Origin of the sequence: Streptomyces sp. NBC_00885 (genome assembly GCF_045207475.1) — a bacterium.
In the GTDB taxonomy this organism is placed as follows: Bacteria; Actinomycetota; Actinomycetes; order Streptomycetales; family Streptomycetaceae; genus Streptomyces.
This window is the reverse complement of record NZ_CP108796.1, coordinates 1,393,504-1,408,662: the sequence shown is the minus strand read 5'-3', so window position 1 is coordinate 1,408,662 and position 15,159 is coordinate 1,393,504. Positions and strand designations below refer to the sequence as shown.

The following is a 15,159-nucleotide window of genomic DNA, read 5'->3' as shown; positions in this document are numbered from 1 at the left end:
ACCGCCCGCTTCCCGCGCACCCTCGTTCCGCCGAAGCGAAAGCAGCCGGGGGATCGGCGACCGGGCTTCCGTCGACCGGACCACTGGCACGTCCATCAGTCCTGGCCCGGCTGGTGAACGACGCGTACCGTGATGCCGTGAAGATCCTCATCAGCGCCGACATGGAAGGCGCCACCGGTGTGACCTGGCCTGCCGACGTGTTGCCCGGCACGCCCCAGTGGGAGCGCTGCCGGGCAATGTTCACCTCGGACGTGAACGCCGCCGCACTCGGGTTCTACGACGGCGGCGCCGATGACGTGCTCATCAATGAAGCGCACTGGTCCATGCGCAATCTGCTGCTGGAGCGGCTGGACGACCGGGTCGAGATGCTCACCGGCAAGCACAAGTCTCTGTCGATGGTCGAGGGCGTGCAGCACGGTGACGTGGACGGCATCGCCTTCGTCGGCTACCACACGGGCGCGGGCACCGAAGGCGTCCTGGCGCACACCTATCTCGCCAACTCCATCACCGGGGTATGGCTGAACGGCAAGCGCGCGAGCGAGGGGCTGCTCAACGCGCATGTGGTCGCGGAGTACGGCGTGCCGGTGGTGCTCGTCACCGGAGACGATCTGACCTGCGTGGACGCCGACGGCTACGCGCCCGAAGCCCGGAAGGTCGCCGTGAAGGACTACGTGTCCCGCTATGCGGCGGTGTGCCGCACTCCGGGCCGGACCGCGTCCGACATCCGCGCGGCGGCAAAGGAAGCGACGGCCCTCGCCGGGCGTCACGAGCCGGTGCGCGGCGGCCCGTTCACCGTGGAGCTGGAGTTCGACGCGGAACATCTCGCGGCCGCGGCCACCGTCGTGCCGGGAGTCGCGGGCAGCGGGGAGCGCAGGGTCGCGTACACCAGCGAGACGATGTTTGAGGGCATTCGCACCTTTAAAGCGGTCACGACGATCGTGTCGGCGGCAGTGGAGGAGCAGTATGGCTGATGTGACAACGCCCATCGACTCTCAAGCGCTCGACGAGGTGGTTACCTTCACCTCCGAGCTGATCCGGATCGACACCACCAACAAAGGCGGTGGCGACTGCCAGGAGCGGCCCGCCGCCGAGTACGCCGCCGAGCGGCTCGCGGGTGCCGGACTTGAGCCCACCCTGCTGGAGCGCACCCCGGGGCGCACCAATGTCGTCGCCCGGATCGAGGGAACCGACCCATCCGCCGATGCCCTGCTCGTCCACGGCCATCTGGACGTGGTGCCCGCCGAACCCGCCGACTGGGCCGTGCACCCCTTTTCCGGGGAGATCCGCGACGGCGTCGTATGGGGTCGCGGCGCGGTCGACATGAAGAACATGGACGCGATGATCCTCGCGGTCGTCCGGGCCTGGGCGCGGGCCGGAATCAGGCCCCGGCGCGACATCGTGATCGCGTACACCGCCGACGAGGAGGCAAGCGCGGTCGACGGCTCGGGCTTCCTCGCCGACCACCACCCCGGCCTCTTCGAGGGGTGTACGGAAGGAATCAGCGAATCCGGGGCCTTCAGCTTCCACGCCGGACCCGGGATGACGCTCTACCCGATCGGCGCCGGTGAGCGCGGCACGGCATGGCTCAAGCTCACCGCGCACGGCACCGCCGGACACGGCTCCAAGGTCAACCGCGCCAACGCGGTGACCCGGCTGGCCGCGGCCATCACGCGGATCGGCGAGTACGAGTGGCCGCTGCGGCTCACCCCGACCCTGCGGGCCGCGCTGGCGGAGCTCGCCCGGCTGCACGGCATCGATGTCGATGTCGAGGGGGACGGCTTCGACGCCGACGCGCTGATCTCCAAGCTCGGCCGGGCCGCCGCCCTGGTCGAGCCCACCGTCCGCAACAGCGCCAACCCGACGATGCTCGAAGCCGGTTACAAGCTCAACGTGATCCCGGGACACGCGACCGCCTATGTCGACGGGCGGATGCTGCCCGGCGGCGAGGACGAGTTCAAGGACACCCTCGACCTGCTGACCGGTCCGGACGTCGACTGGGAGTTCCACCACCGCGAGGTGGCCCTGCAGGCACCCCTCGACTCCCCGGCGTACGCCAAGATGCGCGCGGCCGTCGAGCTCTTCGACCCGGACGGCCATGTCGTGCCGTACTGCATGCCGGGCGGCACCGACGCCAAGCAGTTCTCCCGCCTGGGCATCACCGGGTACGGATTCTCGCCGCTGAAGCTCCCCGTCGGCTTCGACTACGCGGCCATGTTCCACGGGGTCGACGAGCGCGTCCCGGTCGAGGCGCTGCACTTCGGGGTCAAGGTTCTCGACCACTATCTGCGGTCCGCATAGGGGGAGTCGGTCATGGTACCCACGGGAGCCTACGGAACCTGGCCGTCGCCGATCGACGCGGCACTCGCCGCCTCGCACGACGGGCGCCCGGAGTTCCTCGGCATGATCGGCGACGAGGTGTGGTGGACCGCGCCGCGGCCCACCGAGGGCGGCAGACGTGCCCTGATGCGCCGACGGGCCGACGGCGCGGAGGAGTCGGTGCTCCCCGCCCCGTGGAATGTACGCAGCAGGGTCATCGAGTACGGCGGGCACCCCTGGGCCGGGGCCCGGCGCGCCGACGGCGGGCCCCTCGTCGTCTTCGTGCACTTCCCCGACCAGCGGCTGTACGCGTACGAGCCGGACGCACCGGGCGCCGCCCCGCGCCCGCTCACCCCCCTGTCCCCGGTCGGCGGCGGACTGCGCTGGGCCGACCCCCAGCTCCTGTCGGACCGGGGCGAAGTCTGGTGCGTGCTGGAGGAGTTCACCGGCGAAGGGCCCACCGACGTACGCCGGGTGATCGCGGCCGTGCCCCTGGACGGCTCCGCGGCCGACGACCGCGGGGCGGTGCGGGAACTCTGCGACGACCGGCACCGCTTCGTCACCGGGCCGCGGCTCTCGCCGGACGGGCGGCACGCCGCCTGGATCGCCTGGGACCATCCGCAGATGCCCTGGGACGCCACCGTCGTCATGCTCGGCGAGGTGAGCGAGAACGGTCCCTTCGGCGGGGTCCGGCCGGTCGTCGGGGACACGGACGAATCGGTGTGCCAGGTCGACTGGGCCCCGGACGGCTCGCTCCTCTTCGTCTCCGACGTGAGCAACTGGTGGGAGCTGCACAGGGTCCGGCCGGACGCGTTCGGGCCGGGCGCGGGGCCGGGCTTCGTGCCGGGCACCGGCCTGTGCTCCGGCCGCGGGGAGGAGTTCGGCGGGCCGCTGTGGAAGATCGGCCTCAAGTGGTTCCACCCGCTGGACAACGGACTGATCGCCGTCATCCACGGCAAGGGCACCACCGCCCTCGGGATACTCGACCCGGAGACCGGTGAACTCGTCGACGCCGCGGGGCCCTGGACCGAGTGGGCGTCCACCCTCGCCGTGCACGGAACCCGGGTCATCGGAGTCGCGGCCAGCCCGCGCAGCGCGTACGAGGTGGTGGAGCTCGACACCCGCACCGGGCGGACCCGGGTCATCGGCTCGGCGCACGACGACCCGGTGGACCCGGTGTACTACCCGGAGCCGCAGATCCGCACCTTCACCGGCCCCGACAACCGCGAGATCCACGCCCATATCTACCCGCCCCACAGCCCCGACCGGATCGCTCCCGACGACGAACTGCCGCCCTTCGTGGTGGCGGCGCACGGCGGCCCCACCGCTCATACACCGCTCGTCCTCAATCTGGAGATCGCCTACTTCACCTCGCGCGGCATCGGCGTCGCCGTGGTCAACTACGGCGGCTCCACCGGGTACGGCCGCGAGTACCGCGAACGGCTGCGGGAGCAGTGGGGCGTCGTCGACGTCGAGGACTGCGCGGCCGTCGCCGAGACCCTGGCCGCCGAGGGCACGGCGGATCCCGCGCGCCTGGCCGTCCGCGGCGGCAGCGCCGGCGGCTGGACCACCGCGGCCTCCCTCGCCACCACCGACATCTATGCGTGCGGCACCATCATCTATCCGGTTCTGGACCTGATAAGCTGGGCGGACGGGACCCACGACTTCGAGTCGCGGTATCTGGAGTCGCTGATCGGCCCGCCCGACGAGGTGCCCGGCCGCTACCGCGAGCGCTCGCCGCTCCAGCACACCGACCGCATCGGCGTGCCGTTCCTGCTGCTCCAGGGGCTCGACGACGTGATCTGCCCGCCGGTGCAGAGCGAGCGCTTCCTGGCACAGATGGCGGGCCGCGGCATCCCTCACGCGTATATCGCCTTCGAGGGCGAGGGCCACGGCTTCCGCCGGGCCGACACCATGGTCCGCGCGCTCGAGTCCGAACTGTCCCTCTACGCCCAGACCTTCCGCATCGTCCGACCCGACGTCCCGCTGCTGGAGCTGAAGAAGTGACCCTCAAGCCCCTGACCCGGCCGGCGCGACTGAGGCCCGGGGCCAAGGTCGCCGTCGTGTCGACCAGCGGTCCCGTCCCCGACGACCGGCTGGCAGCGGGCCTGGAGATCCTGCGCGGCTGGGACCTGGAACCCGTCGTGATGCCACACGTCCTCGACCGGCACCCGCGCCTCCCGTATCTCGCGGGCAGCGACGAGGACCGCGCCCGTGACCTGACCCGCGCATGGTGCGATCCGTCGGTCTCGGCGGTGATCTGCGCCCGCGGCGGATACGGCACGCAGCGCATGGTCGACCTGCTCGACTGGAGTGCGATGCGCGCGGCCGGTCCCAAGATCTTCATCGGCTACAGCGACGTCACCGCACTCCATGAGGCCTTCGCCGTCCGGGCGGGCCTGGCCACACTGCACGGGCCGATGGCCGGCGCGCTCACCTTCCTCAAGGACGAACGCACCCGGGAGTCGCTGCGCGCCACGCTCTTCGAGCCCGAGTCGGTACGCACCCTGGGCCTGGAGACGGCCCGCACCGTGGTCCCCGGCCGGGCCCGGGGCGTCACGCTCGGCGGCTGTGTGAGCCTGCTCGCGGCGGAACTCGGCACCCCGCACGCCCGGCCGTCGGCCCACGGCGGGCTGCTGCTGATCGAGGACGTGGGTGAGGAGGACTACCGGCTCGACCGGATCCTCACCCAACTGCTGCGCTCCAGATGGCTGGAGGGCGTCGCGGGCGTCGCGCTCGGATCGTGGGAGGAGTGCGGTCCGTACGAGAAGGTACGGGCGGTGCTGCTCGACCGGCTCGGCGGCCTTGGCGTGCCGGTCGTGGAGGAGCTGGGCTTCGGGCACGGGGCGCCGGCGCTGACGATGCCGTTCGGGGTGGCCGCGGTGCTGGACGCGGACGCGTGCACGCTGACGCTGGAGGAGCCGGCGCTGCGGTGAGGGGGCGCGGGGGGTGCGCCTGCGGCGGGGCTTGTCCCCACCCCGCCCTCCCCCAGACTCCGTCCGGGGGGACCCCCAACCTCCAGCGCCTCAAACGCCGGCGGGGCTGGATTGTGCGGCAGGGCCGCACATTCAGCCCGTCCGGCGTTTGAGGACATGCGGCCGAAGGTCGCATCCGGGGTCCGGGGGCGGAGCCCCCGATCCGCGCCGCGAAGCGGGCGCAGGGGTCTGGGGGCTTGCCCCCAGTTCGGGATGGGGGTACCTCCCACGGCCGCCAGGCCGTAGGGGGAGGGCGGGTAGGGGACAAGGCCCGCCGCAGGCGCCGCGCTCCCCGGACGGGGACTAGCCCGCCGACAGTGCCGCGTACCCGGGGCGGATCACCTCGTCGATCAGCCGGCGCCGCTCCGGCAGCGGCAGGAACGCCGACTCGACCGCGGCCACGGTGAACTCCTCGAAGACCTCGGGCCCGTAGCCGAACGCGTCCACCATGTGCCGGAACTCCTGGCTCATCGTGGTGCCGGAGACCAGCCGGTTGTCCGTGTTCAGCGTGATCCGGAAGCCGAGGCGGCGCAGCAGGTCGATGGGGTGCGTCGCGTAGTCCTTGGCGGCGCCCGTCTGGAGGTTGGAGGTCGGGCAGACCTCCAGAGCGATGCGGTTGTCCCGTACGTACGCGGCCAAGTGGCCCAGGTCCGCGGTGCCGTCGTCGTGCACGGTGATGTCGTCGGTGATGCGGACGCCGTGGCCGATCCGCTCGGCTCCGCAGATCTGCACCGCCTCGTGGATGGACTCGGCGCCGACGGCCTCGCCCGCGTGGATCGTGAAGTGACAGTTGTGCCGCTTCAGATGCTGGAAGGCGGGCAGATGGCGGGACGGCGGGTTGCCGATCTCGCCGCCCGCGATGTCGAAGCCGGCCACCCCGCGCTCGCGGTGGGCGACCGTCAACTCGGCTATTTCCAGGGAGCGTTCGGTGTGCCGCATGCCGGTGAGCAGGGCGCGGACCGTGATCCGGTCGCCGCTGCGGCGTTCGCCCTCGCGGAAGCCGGCGTTGACCGCGTCGACGACCTCGTCGAGGGTCAGACCGCGCTCCAGGTGCTGCTCGGGGGCGTAGCGCACCTCGGCGTACACGACCCCGTCCGCCGCCAGGTCCTCGGCGCACTCCGCCGCGATCCGTTCCAGCGCCTCGCGGGTCTGCATCACCGCGCAGGTGTGGGCGAAGGTCTCCAGATAGCGCTCCAGGGAGCCTGAGTCCGCGGCGTCGCGGAACCAGACCGCCAGCTCGGCCGGGTCCTCGGTGGGCAGCTCGCGGTAGCCGCACTGCCGGGCCAGCTCGATGATCGTGGCGGGGCGCAGACCGCCGTCCAGGTGGTCGTGGAGGACCGCCTTGGGTGCGCGGAGGATGTCAGACAAGTGCATCCCGGGAGTGTACGGCACGTCCCGGGACGGTGCCGTGACGGGCGTCTCCCGCGCTCGGTCACCCTCAGTTCGACTGGAGGACGGGCAGCGCGGGCGCCCCCGTCGGCAGCATGTGCTTGGCCGCCAGGATCGGGGTGTCGTCGACCCGCACCACCTGGGTGACCAGCACCGCAGGGGTCTCGGCCGCCCGGCCGAGCTGCTCGCCGCGCCGCTGTCCGAGCAGTGTCGCGCTCACCCCGCTGTGACCGGACAGCGTCACCCCGCGGGATGCCCCGACCAGGACGGCGAGCATCGATCCGGCCGGAGCGGGCTCGGCCCGTAGCGCATCCGCGAAGGCCGGATGCACCAGGTCCAGCACCCCCTCGGCGGCCGCCCACTCATGGCTCAGCGCCGCCGCCGTGCCCTCCCCGGCCAGCAGCGACTCCCAGAACCGCAGCTCCGCCCCGGCCGGGGCGAGCAGATGCTGGGTGGTGAAGTCGGTGGGCTCCTCCACAGCGCGAAGCAGTGGGCGCACCCGCAGCGGTGAGCCGGTGGACAGCAGCTCTTCCAGCGGCTGGATGTGCTCGTAACCGCGCCGGGGCGGGCGGTCGTTGACGGTCCGGCCCACTCCTCGGCGTACCGAGAGCAGCCCGTCCTCCTGGAGCAGCAGCAGGGCCTCGCGCAGGGCCGGTCTGCTGACCCCCAGCTCGGCCGCGAGCCGGGGCTCTGACGGCAGGGTGGAGCCGGGCGGATAGGTGCCTTCGTGGATGGCGTCCGCGATCCGCTCGTACAGGACGACGACCGGCCTCCGCTGCTGCCCGCTGACTGCCACTGACCCTCCTCGGCTCACTTGTCAGCAAGCTATGCGAGCCGTGGCGGGGTGGCAATCTCACCGGATCCCGGGCGAACTGCGGTTTCGCGGTTCCATGGACGGCACAGCCACGTCATGCGCCTCTAGGCCCTATGTGTATCAGCTTTACTTGTCAGACAAGATCGCATGGGACCAGGATCCGATTAGGCTGGCGTGATGGCCGAGACCTCCTCCGCCTCCCCGTACCTCACCACGGGCCCACGGGTCGGCATCCGCCCCTACACGTACGAGGACGGCGAGGAATTCACCGAGCTGGTGCGCCGGAGCACGGAATACCACCGGCCCTGGCTCTTCCCGCCCGCCACGGCCGAGACCTACGCCATGTACGCGCAGAAGCTCATCGAGGACCCGACCAGGGCCGGATTCCTCGTCTGCGAGCGGGAGTCCGGAGGGATCGCGGGCTTCATCAACATCAACAACATCGTCGCGGGCGGCTTCCGCTCCGGGGCGATCGGCTACGGCGCCTTCGCGCACGCCGTCGGCCGCGGCCTGATGGGCGAGGGCCTCGGCCTGGTCGTGCGATACGCGTTCGGCGTCATGGGCCTGCACCGTCTCGAGGCCAATATCCAGCCGCTGAACGCGGCTTCCCTCGGGCTCGTGCGCGGCGCGGGCTTCCGCCTGGAGGGCTTCTCGCCCGCCTTCCTCTTCATCGACGGCGCCTGGCGCGACCACGAACGCTGGGCGATCACCAGCGAGATGCTCGACCACTGACCGTCGGCGCATTGAAGATCCGCAGAACGGGCGTAAGGATGGAACGCATGCGGAACATCGTCATCGTCGACGCTCCCTCCAATCTCGGCCTGCGGCCTCCTGCTCCCGGTACCGTCCCCGGCTGCTACAAACTCGCGGGCGCCCTGCGCGAACAGCGGATCGTGCAGCGGCTCGGGGCCTTCGAGGGCGGGGTGGTCGCGCCACCGCGCTACGACCGCGGCGACTGGCAGGAGGGCGACGGCGTCTTCAACGCCGCCGCCATAGCCTCGTACACCCCGAGGCTCGCCGACCGGATCGAACGGCATGTCGGCGCAGGGGACTTCCCCCTCGTCCTCGGCGGGGACTGCTCCATCCAGCTCGGCGCCGCGCTCGCGCTGCGCCGCCTGGGGCGGTACGGCCTGGCGGCCATCGACGCCTCAGCCGACTTCCGTCACCCCGGCAACTCCGATCACGTCGGCGCGGCAGCCGGAGAGGAACTGGCGCTCTCGACCGGGCGGGGACAACAGGACCTGACGGACATCGAGGGGCTGCGGCCCTATCTGCGCGACGAGGACGTACGGCTGCTCGGAATCAGGGACTACTTCGACGAAGACCGGGCCGAACTCGCCCAGTTGAAGATCCCGACCACCACGGTGGGGGAGCTGCGCGAATGGGGCGTCGCGGACGTGGCAGGGGTCGTGGCGCAGTCGCTCGAAGTGCCCGCGCTGGACGGCTTCTGGGTACATCTCGACGCCGACGTACTGGATCCGAGCGTGATGCCAGCCGTCGACAGCCCCGACCCGGACGGCCTGCTGGCGCCCGAAGTGACCACTCTGCTGCGCCGATTGGTGCGCTCCGAGCGCTGTGTCGGACTCAATGTGACCGTCTATGACCTCGATCTCGACCCGGAGGGCACGGCCGGTGAACTGCTCACGGCCCTGATCGTCGCCGCCTTTGCCGAAGCCTGACCGAAGTCTGACCTGCGGAGCCCCTGGTCAGGGCGGCGACCTCCGTGTTCCATGGTCGCCATGACAACCGTGCGGCGTACCGTAGTGACCCTGCCGGCCGCGCCCGTGGGGCCGCCGAATCCGCTGCCCGCACTGCGTCCGCTCGACGAGATGCACGCCATCGACGAGCGCGCCAAGCAGGAGCTGCCGCGCGAAATGGCACGGCAGATCGGGTACGAGCCACTGCGCACACTGCTGCCGGTGCGGGTGCTCGACGGATACGGCCGCCGGCGCACCCAGACCCCGCTCGACGCCATCGTGATCGAGAACGAGCGGCTGCGGGCGACGGTGCTGCCGGGCCTCGGCGGCCGTATCCACTCACTGCACCACAAGCCGACCGGGCGTGAACTCCTCTACCGCAACCCCGTGTTCCAGCCCGCCGACTTCGCGCTCAACGGCGCCTGGTACTCCGGCGGCATCGAGTGGAACATCGGCGCCACGGGCCACACCACGCTGTCCTGCGCACCGCTGCACGCCGCCGTCGTACCAGCGCCCGACGGGGGCGAGATAGTCAGGCTCTGGGAGTGGGAGAGGCTGCGCGATCTGCCCTTCCAGGTCGATCTGTGGCTGCCCGAGGGCTCCGACTTCCTCCATGTCGGCGTACGGGTCCGCAATCCGCACGAGCGGCCCGCGCCCGTCTACTGGTGGTCCAACATAGCCGTCGAGGAGCACGAGGCGACCCGTGTGCTCGCCCCCGCCGAGGAGGCCTGGCACTTCGGATACGAGCGCAGCCTGCGCCGGGTGCCCGTGCCCGAATTCCGGGGCGTGGACCGTACGTACCCCCTGCGCAGCGAGTATCCCGCCGACTATTTCTACGAGGTGCCCGCCGAGGCCCGCAAGTGGATCGCCTCGCTGGACGCGGACGGCCACGGCCTCGTCCAGACCTCGACCGACGCGCTGCGCGGCCGCAAGCTCTTCCTCTGGGGTTCGGGGCGCGGGGGACGGCGCTGGCAGCAATGGCTGACCGAGCCAGGCACGGGAGGTTACGCGGAGATCCAGGCGGGGCTCGCGCGCACCCAGCTGGAGCATGTACGCCTTGACGGGGGCGGGGAGTTCAGCTGGCTGGAGTCGTACGGACCGCTCGCCGCCGACCCCGCGGCTGTCCACGGCGAGGACTGGGACGCGGCGCGCGCCGAGGTGGAGGCCCGGCTGGCGCAGGCGCTGCCACGGGAGGCGGTGGACGCCGCGTACGAGGCCTGGCGGCCCTGCGCCGACGCCGAACCGGGCGAGCGGCTCGCCACCGGATCGGGCTGGGGAGCCCTGGAGGTGCTGCGCGGCGGACACAAACTGCCGGGCACGCCCTTCGACGAGTCGACACTCGGCGAAGAGCAGGCGCCCTGGCGGGAGTTGCTGAGGACCGGCGTTTTCCCTGCGCCCCGCAGGGTCGTTCCGCCCGGTCCCTCGCTCGTGGCACCGCACTGGCGCGACATGCTGGAGACCGCGCCCGCCGAACCGCTGACCGAGTACCACCTCGGTGTCGCCCAGTGGCACGCGGGCGACCTCGCCCAGGCCGTACGCAGCTGGGAACGCGGCCTCGGACTCGCTCCGTCCCGCTGGCCCTTGCTGCGCTGCCTCGCGGTCGCCGACCAGGAAGGCGGCCAGACGACGCGCGCCGCCGACCGCTACGCCGAAGCCTTCGACGACCTGTGCCAGGAGCGCCGCGACGACGGCGCGACGTGGACGTCGGCGACGGCGGCCCTCGGCCGCGAGGCCATCGCCGCACTGCTCGCCGCCCGCCGCACCGCCGAGGCCCGCGCGGTCTGGGACCGGCTGCGTCCGGCGGTCCAGCAGCGCGGCCGCTTCCGGCTCGTCGAAGCCCAACTCCTCGTCGCCGAGGGCCGCAAGGACGAGGCGCGCGCGATTTTCGACGCGGGCTTCGAGGTGGCGGACCTGCGGGAGGGCGCGGAGACCCTCGAAGAGGTGTGGTCCCGGATCACGGACGAGCCGCTGCCCGAGGCGTACGACTACCGGATGCGCCCGTCAGGGGGCTGAGGAGGGCGACCGCAGCTCACACGGCGGCCTTGCGGTCGACGTACTCGAACACCGCGCCGTCCGGGTGCACGGCGATCAGATTGCGGCCCACCGGGGTCGGCACCGGACCCGCGACGACCCGCGCGCCGACCTCGGAGAGTGTGGCGCAGGCCTCGTCCACGTCCTTCACCGCGATCGTCGCCGTCACCTTGCGCAGCACCTCCAGCTCCGACTCCGGTCCGCTCATCAGCAGGAAGCAGCCGACGGCCGCCACCGAGACCCCGCCGCGCTCGAAGCGCAGGGGCGTGGCTCCGGTGAGCCGCTCGTAGAAGGCAGCCGCGGCCTCCAGGTCGTCGACGCAGATACGAAGCGTGGTTCCGAGGATCTCCATACGAGCGAGCGTAGTTCGCGGCGGCGGGCGACGAAATCGATTGCCGGATTGTCATACCCGGCAGAGCACTTCGCCGTGCGGAACCATGAACCAGGCGTCGTCCTGGCGGCCCCATTCCTGCCAGCCGTGGGAGATCGCCGCCAGTTGCTCCGCTGTCGCATGCCCGCCGTCGACGGCGAGCTTCGCGTATACGGACGCGGTCGTACGGTCCGCCCACAGGCCGCTCCACCAGGCGCGCTCCTCGGGCCCCGCGAAACACCAGGCCGCGGCGGACGCGGTGATGTCGGTGAAGCCCGCCGCACGGGCCCAGGACAACAGTCGGCGGCCGGCGTCGGGCTCTCCGCCGTTCGCGCGGGCGACGCGCCGGTACAGCCGCTGCCAGTCGTCGAGCGCGGGGAGTGAGGGGAACCAGGTGAACGCGCCGTAGTCGCTGTCGCGCGCCGCGACGATGCCGCCGGGGCGGCAGACCCGCCGCATCTCGCGCAGCGCCTGCACGGGATCGCCGACATGCTGCAAGACCTGATGGGCGTGGACGACATCGAAGGAGTCGTCGGGGTAGTCCAGCGCGTGGACATCGGCGACCTCGAAGCGGACGCTGTCGAGGCCCCGTTCGGCGGCGGTCTCGCGCGCCTGGACCAGTACGTCCTCAGCCGCGTCGACCGCTGTCACCCGGCCCGGCGCCACCAGATCGGCCAGATCGGCCGTGATGGTGCCCGGACCGCAGCCCACGTCCAACACGTCCATACCCGGCCGGAGTTCACTGATGAGATACGCGGCGGAGTTCGCGGCCGTCCGCCAGCGGTGAGAACGCAGCACCGACTCGTGGTGCCCATGGGTGTAGACGGCTGTCTCCTTCGACATGGCCGAACTCCTTCTCCGGAAGCGGGTACGGCAACCGTACGCCGCAGTCCCGCATGACGAGACCCGCGTCTTGTCATATGGGACGAGCCCGCGTCAGGAAGGCCGGGGGCTCACAGCGAGGTCCGCCTGCCAGCGCGCCTCGCCGTCCCGCACCCGGTCGGTGGGCCTCAGGCCGGCCGCCGCGGCGACCGCCGCCGATGCGAGATGGTCCGGGTGCACATGGGCGACGGCCGTGTGCACCGACCGGTCCGCGAGCCAGCCGACGAGCGCGCGTGCCGCCTCGGTGGCGACACCCCGGCGCTGCCAGGGCGTGCCGACCACCCAGGAGACCTCGGCCGCGCGGCCGTGTCCCGAGGGGCTCACCGTCGCCTGGACGGCGCCCGCGAGACAGGACTCGGCCCGGAGGCTGATGACCCAGTTGCACCAGGACACGGCCGGATCGGGCGCGCCCGCCAGCATGCGGGCGTACCGCGAACGCAGGGCTTCGGCCGTGTCGGGCGCACCGCCGATGAAGGTGTGCAGGGAGGGATCGGCCAGGGCCTTCGCCATCTCGTCCGCGTGCTCGACGGCGAGCGGCAGCAGCACCAGCCGTTCGGTGCGGATTGACTCGGCGGCCAGGCGTGGCAGCAGCGGGCGCCGGTAGCGGAGCTTGATCAGTGGGAGGCCGGAGCTCGTGTCCACCTCCACGGCGCCGTCCTGGCGCCAGCCCGACGCCTCGTAGAACCGGCGGGCCCGGTCATTGGCCTCCAGCACCCACAGCGTGGCCCGGGTGCAGCCCGCCTCCGTGAGCTCGTCGACGACGGCCGCCAGCAGGCTTGAGCCGACGCCGGTGCCCCACACCTCCGGCAGCGCGTACAGCATGCCGATCTCCGCGGTGCCCGCGGTGCGGCCAGGTGCGTACGAGGCGAAGGCGACGATCCCCTCAAGGGTCTCGGCGACCAGCACACCCGCGGCGGGTCTTCGGGGCTGGGTGAGCCGTCCCGTCCAGGCCAGCGCCTCGCGCGCGGGATCGAGCGAATCGAGATGCTCCTGGGGCACGACACCGGAGAACGCCGCCTGCCAGGACCGTACGTGGACCGCGGCGATCCCCGGTGCGTCATGGGTCTGCGCGCGGCGGATCTGCATGTGCTCATCGTGCGGGACGCAGGCCGAGCCCGTCGATCCGGTTTTCCGCGCGAGTCCCAGGGCTAGGGCCTGTCTTTCGGATCTTGCCGGGCTCGCGTGCCCTGGCACGCACATCTGCTGCGTTGTCGTCAGCCGCCGACGCTCCGCGTCGGCTCCCTCCTCCGCCTTGCATCTGCACGCACCAGACCCCGCTCACTGATCCGGCCTGATCCAAAAGACAGGCCCTAGGCCCAATGCCGTTGTTTTAGGTTGCGGGCGTAGGCTGCTTGGCAGTGGTCCCGGGGGTGGTTCGGGTGGCTGTGAGTGTCTCTGAGTTATCGGGTCTGGGGCTGTTGACCTGGGTGTATCCGCCGGGGTTGGTGGATCGGGTGGTGGCCGCTTGCGGCTGCGCGGAACAACGCAAGCGACTGCTTCCCGCCCGGCTGGTGCTGTACTTCGTGCTGGGGCTCGCGTTGTTCTCTCCGGCTCCGTATCTGGAAGTGATGCGGCACCTGGTGGAGGGTCTGCGAAGCCAGGGACTGCTCGGTGCCTGGCACGTGCCGGCGAAGTCCTCGCTGTTCCGGGCCCGGCAACGGCTGGGCTCGGAGCCCTTGCGGGTGCTGTTCGCCACGACGGCCAAGCCGATGGCCACCGAGGCGACGCCCGGGGCGTTCTGGCGGGGGCTGCGGCTGCTGGCGGTGGACGGGACCTGCTGGGACGTCGCGGACACCGCGGCCAACGAGGCTGCCTTCGATCGTCCGGGCAGCGGCCGCGGGACAGGCCGGAGTGCGTTTCCGCAGGTGCGGATGGCTGCCCTGGTGGAGCTGGGCAGCCATGCGGTGCTGGACGCGGAACTGGCCGGCTGCCGCACCGGTGAAGTCACCCTGGTGGCCCGTCTGCCGCGTTCCTGCGGTCCCGGCCAGCTCGTCCTGGCCGACCGGGAGTTCCTCGGTGTCCCGTTGTGGCAGGCATTCACCGCCACCGGCGCCGACCTGCTCTGGCGGGTGCCCGCCAACCGCGTCCTGCCCGTCACCAGGCAGTTCCGTGACGGGTCGTGGCTGTCACAGATCCGCGCAAGCAGCGACCCTGCCCGGAACGAGCCCATCGTGGTCCGGGTCCTGGCCTACCGGCTCAAGGACCAGCTCGGCGAGGATGCAGCCGGCGGATACCGCCTGGTCACCACCCTGCTGGACGCCCGACGGTATCCGGCCCGGCAACTGGCCGCGCTCTACCGCGAACGCTGGGAGATCGAGTCCGTTTTCGCTGAGATCAAGACTCATCAGCGCGGCGCACGCGTCGTCCTCAGCAGCAAAACCCCCGACGGCGTCCGCCAGCAGATCTGGGCACACCTGCTGGTCCACCACGCCCTGCGCGAGCTCATGCTGAGAACGGCCGCCACCCGTGGCCTGGACCCCGACCGGGTCTCCTTCACCGAAACCCTGCGCTCTGCCCGCCGCAGCGTGACCGTCACGCCCGGCAGCTTTTCCCCCTGACCTCCTGGTCAGAGCCCTGGTGATACTCGAACAGGACCTCCTGGAACGACTCCTGCCCAACAGACGCCTGCGCAGCCAGCCCCGCGTCGTGAAACGCAAGATGTCCAACTACCGGCTCAAACGACCT

13 protein-coding genes and 1 pseudogene are annotated in these 15,159 nt (G+C 71.5%); 8 read left to right on the top strand and 6 right to left on the bottom strand.

Annotated features, from left to right (window positions below; all coding sequences use genetic code 11):
• Nucleotides 1-137 precede the first annotated feature (137 nt).
• From OHA61_RS06450 to OHA61_RS06435, 4 genes are read left to right on the top strand one after another with little or no spacing between them, the layout of a single operon-like run.
• Nucleotides 138-971 carry a M55 family metallopeptidase gene (locus OHA61_RS06450; RefSeq protein WP_324988680.1) on the top strand — a complete coding sequence of 278 codons (834 nt, stop codon included), beginning with the start codon at nt 138-140 and terminating at the stop codon, nt 969-971.
• Nucleotides 964-2,298 (top strand): M20/M25/M40 family metallo-hydrolase, encoded by a 1,335-nt coding sequence (locus OHA61_RS06445; protein ID WP_406302168.1) that lies wholly within the window; start codon nt 964-966, stop codon nt 2,296-2,298. The genes OHA61_RS06450 and OHA61_RS06445 overlap by 8 nt, the downstream gene beginning before the upstream one ends.
• 12 nt (nt 2,299-2,310) lie before the next feature.
• Nucleotides 2,311-4,323, top strand: coding sequence for a prolyl oligopeptidase family serine peptidase (locus OHA61_RS06440; protein WP_406302166.1), 2,013 nt, complete (start codon nt 2,311-2,313; stop codon nt 4,321-4,323).
• Complete coding sequence (locus OHA61_RS06435) at nt 4,320-5,252, top strand: LD-carboxypeptidase (RefSeq protein WP_406302164.1); 933 nt, start codon at nt 4,320-4,322, stop codon at nt 5,250-5,252. The genes OHA61_RS06440 and OHA61_RS06435 overlap by 4 nt, the downstream gene beginning before the upstream one ends.
• 342 nt (nt 5,253-5,594) lie before the next feature.
• Here OHA61_RS06435 and OHA61_RS06430 read toward each other — a convergent pair whose 3' ends face one another.
• Nucleotides 5,595-6,665 carry an adenosine deaminase gene (locus OHA61_RS06430; protein ID WP_361912336.1) on the bottom strand — a complete coding sequence of 357 codons (1,071 nt, stop codon included), beginning with the start codon at nt 6,663-6,665 and terminating at the stop codon, nt 5,595-5,597.
• Nucleotides 6,666-6,729: 64 nt separating this feature from the next.
• Nucleotides 6,730-7,476, bottom strand: a complete 747-nt coding sequence (locus OHA61_RS06425; protein ID WP_389373374.1) for a GntR family transcriptional regulator — start codon at nt 7,474-7,476, stop codon at nt 6,730-6,732.
• Nucleotides 7,477-7,671: 195 nt separating this feature from the next.
• Here OHA61_RS06425 and OHA61_RS06420 point away from each other — a divergent pair, with 195 nt between their 5' ends.
• From OHA61_RS06420 to OHA61_RS06410, 3 genes are read left to right on the top strand one after another with little or no spacing between them, the layout of a single operon-like run.
• Nucleotides 7,672-8,226 carry a GNAT family N-acetyltransferase gene (locus OHA61_RS06420; protein ID WP_406302163.1) on the top strand — a complete coding sequence of 185 codons (555 nt, stop codon included), beginning with the start codon at nt 7,672-7,674 and terminating at the stop codon, nt 8,224-8,226.
• Between the two features lie 47 nt (nt 8,227-8,273).
• Nucleotides 8,274-9,173, top strand: a complete 900-nt coding sequence (locus OHA61_RS06415; RefSeq protein ID WP_406302162.1) for an arginase family protein — start codon at nt 8,274-8,276, stop codon at nt 9,171-9,173.
• 51 nt (nt 9,174-9,224) lie between these two features.
• Nucleotides 9,225-11,204 (top strand): DUF5107 domain-containing protein, encoded by a 1,980-nt coding sequence (locus tag OHA61_RS06410; protein WP_406302161.1) that lies wholly within the window; start codon nt 9,225-9,227, stop codon nt 11,202-11,204.
• 16 nt (nt 11,205-11,220) lie between these two features.
• Here the strand turns inward: OHA61_RS06410 and OHA61_RS06405 are convergent, their stop codons facing one another.
• From OHA61_RS06405 to OHA61_RS06390, 4 genes and pseudogenes are all read right to left on the bottom strand, one after another.
• Nucleotides 11,221-11,574, bottom strand: a complete 354-nt coding sequence (locus tag OHA61_RS06405; RefSeq protein WP_324990600.1) for a VOC family protein — start codon at nt 11,572-11,574, stop codon at nt 11,221-11,223.
• Between the two features lie 51 nt (nt 11,575-11,625).
• Nucleotides 11,626-12,435, bottom strand: coding sequence for a methyltransferase domain-containing protein (locus tag OHA61_RS06400; RefSeq protein ID WP_406302160.1), 810 nt, complete (start codon nt 12,433-12,435; stop codon nt 11,626-11,628).
• Between the two features lie 93 nt (nt 12,436-12,528).
• Nucleotides 12,529-13,062: a GNAT family N-acetyltransferase gene (locus OHA61_RS06395; protein WP_406307293.1), complete on the bottom strand. Its 534-nt coding sequence runs from the start codon at nt 13,060-13,062 to the stop codon at nt 12,529-12,531.
• 66 nt (nt 13,063-13,128) lie between these two features.
• Nucleotides 13,129-13,560 (bottom strand): annotated as a pseudogene (locus OHA61_RS06390) (GNAT family N-acetyltransferase); the annotation flags it as partial.
• 272 nt (nt 13,561-13,832) lie between these two features.
• Here OHA61_RS06390 and OHA61_RS06385 point away from each other — a divergent pair.
• Nucleotides 13,833-15,032, top strand: a complete 1,200-nt coding sequence (locus OHA61_RS06385; protein ID WP_406302159.1) for an IS4 family transposase — start codon at nt 13,833-13,835, stop codon at nt 15,030-15,032.
• Nucleotides 15,033-15,159: the final 127 nt, after the last annotated feature.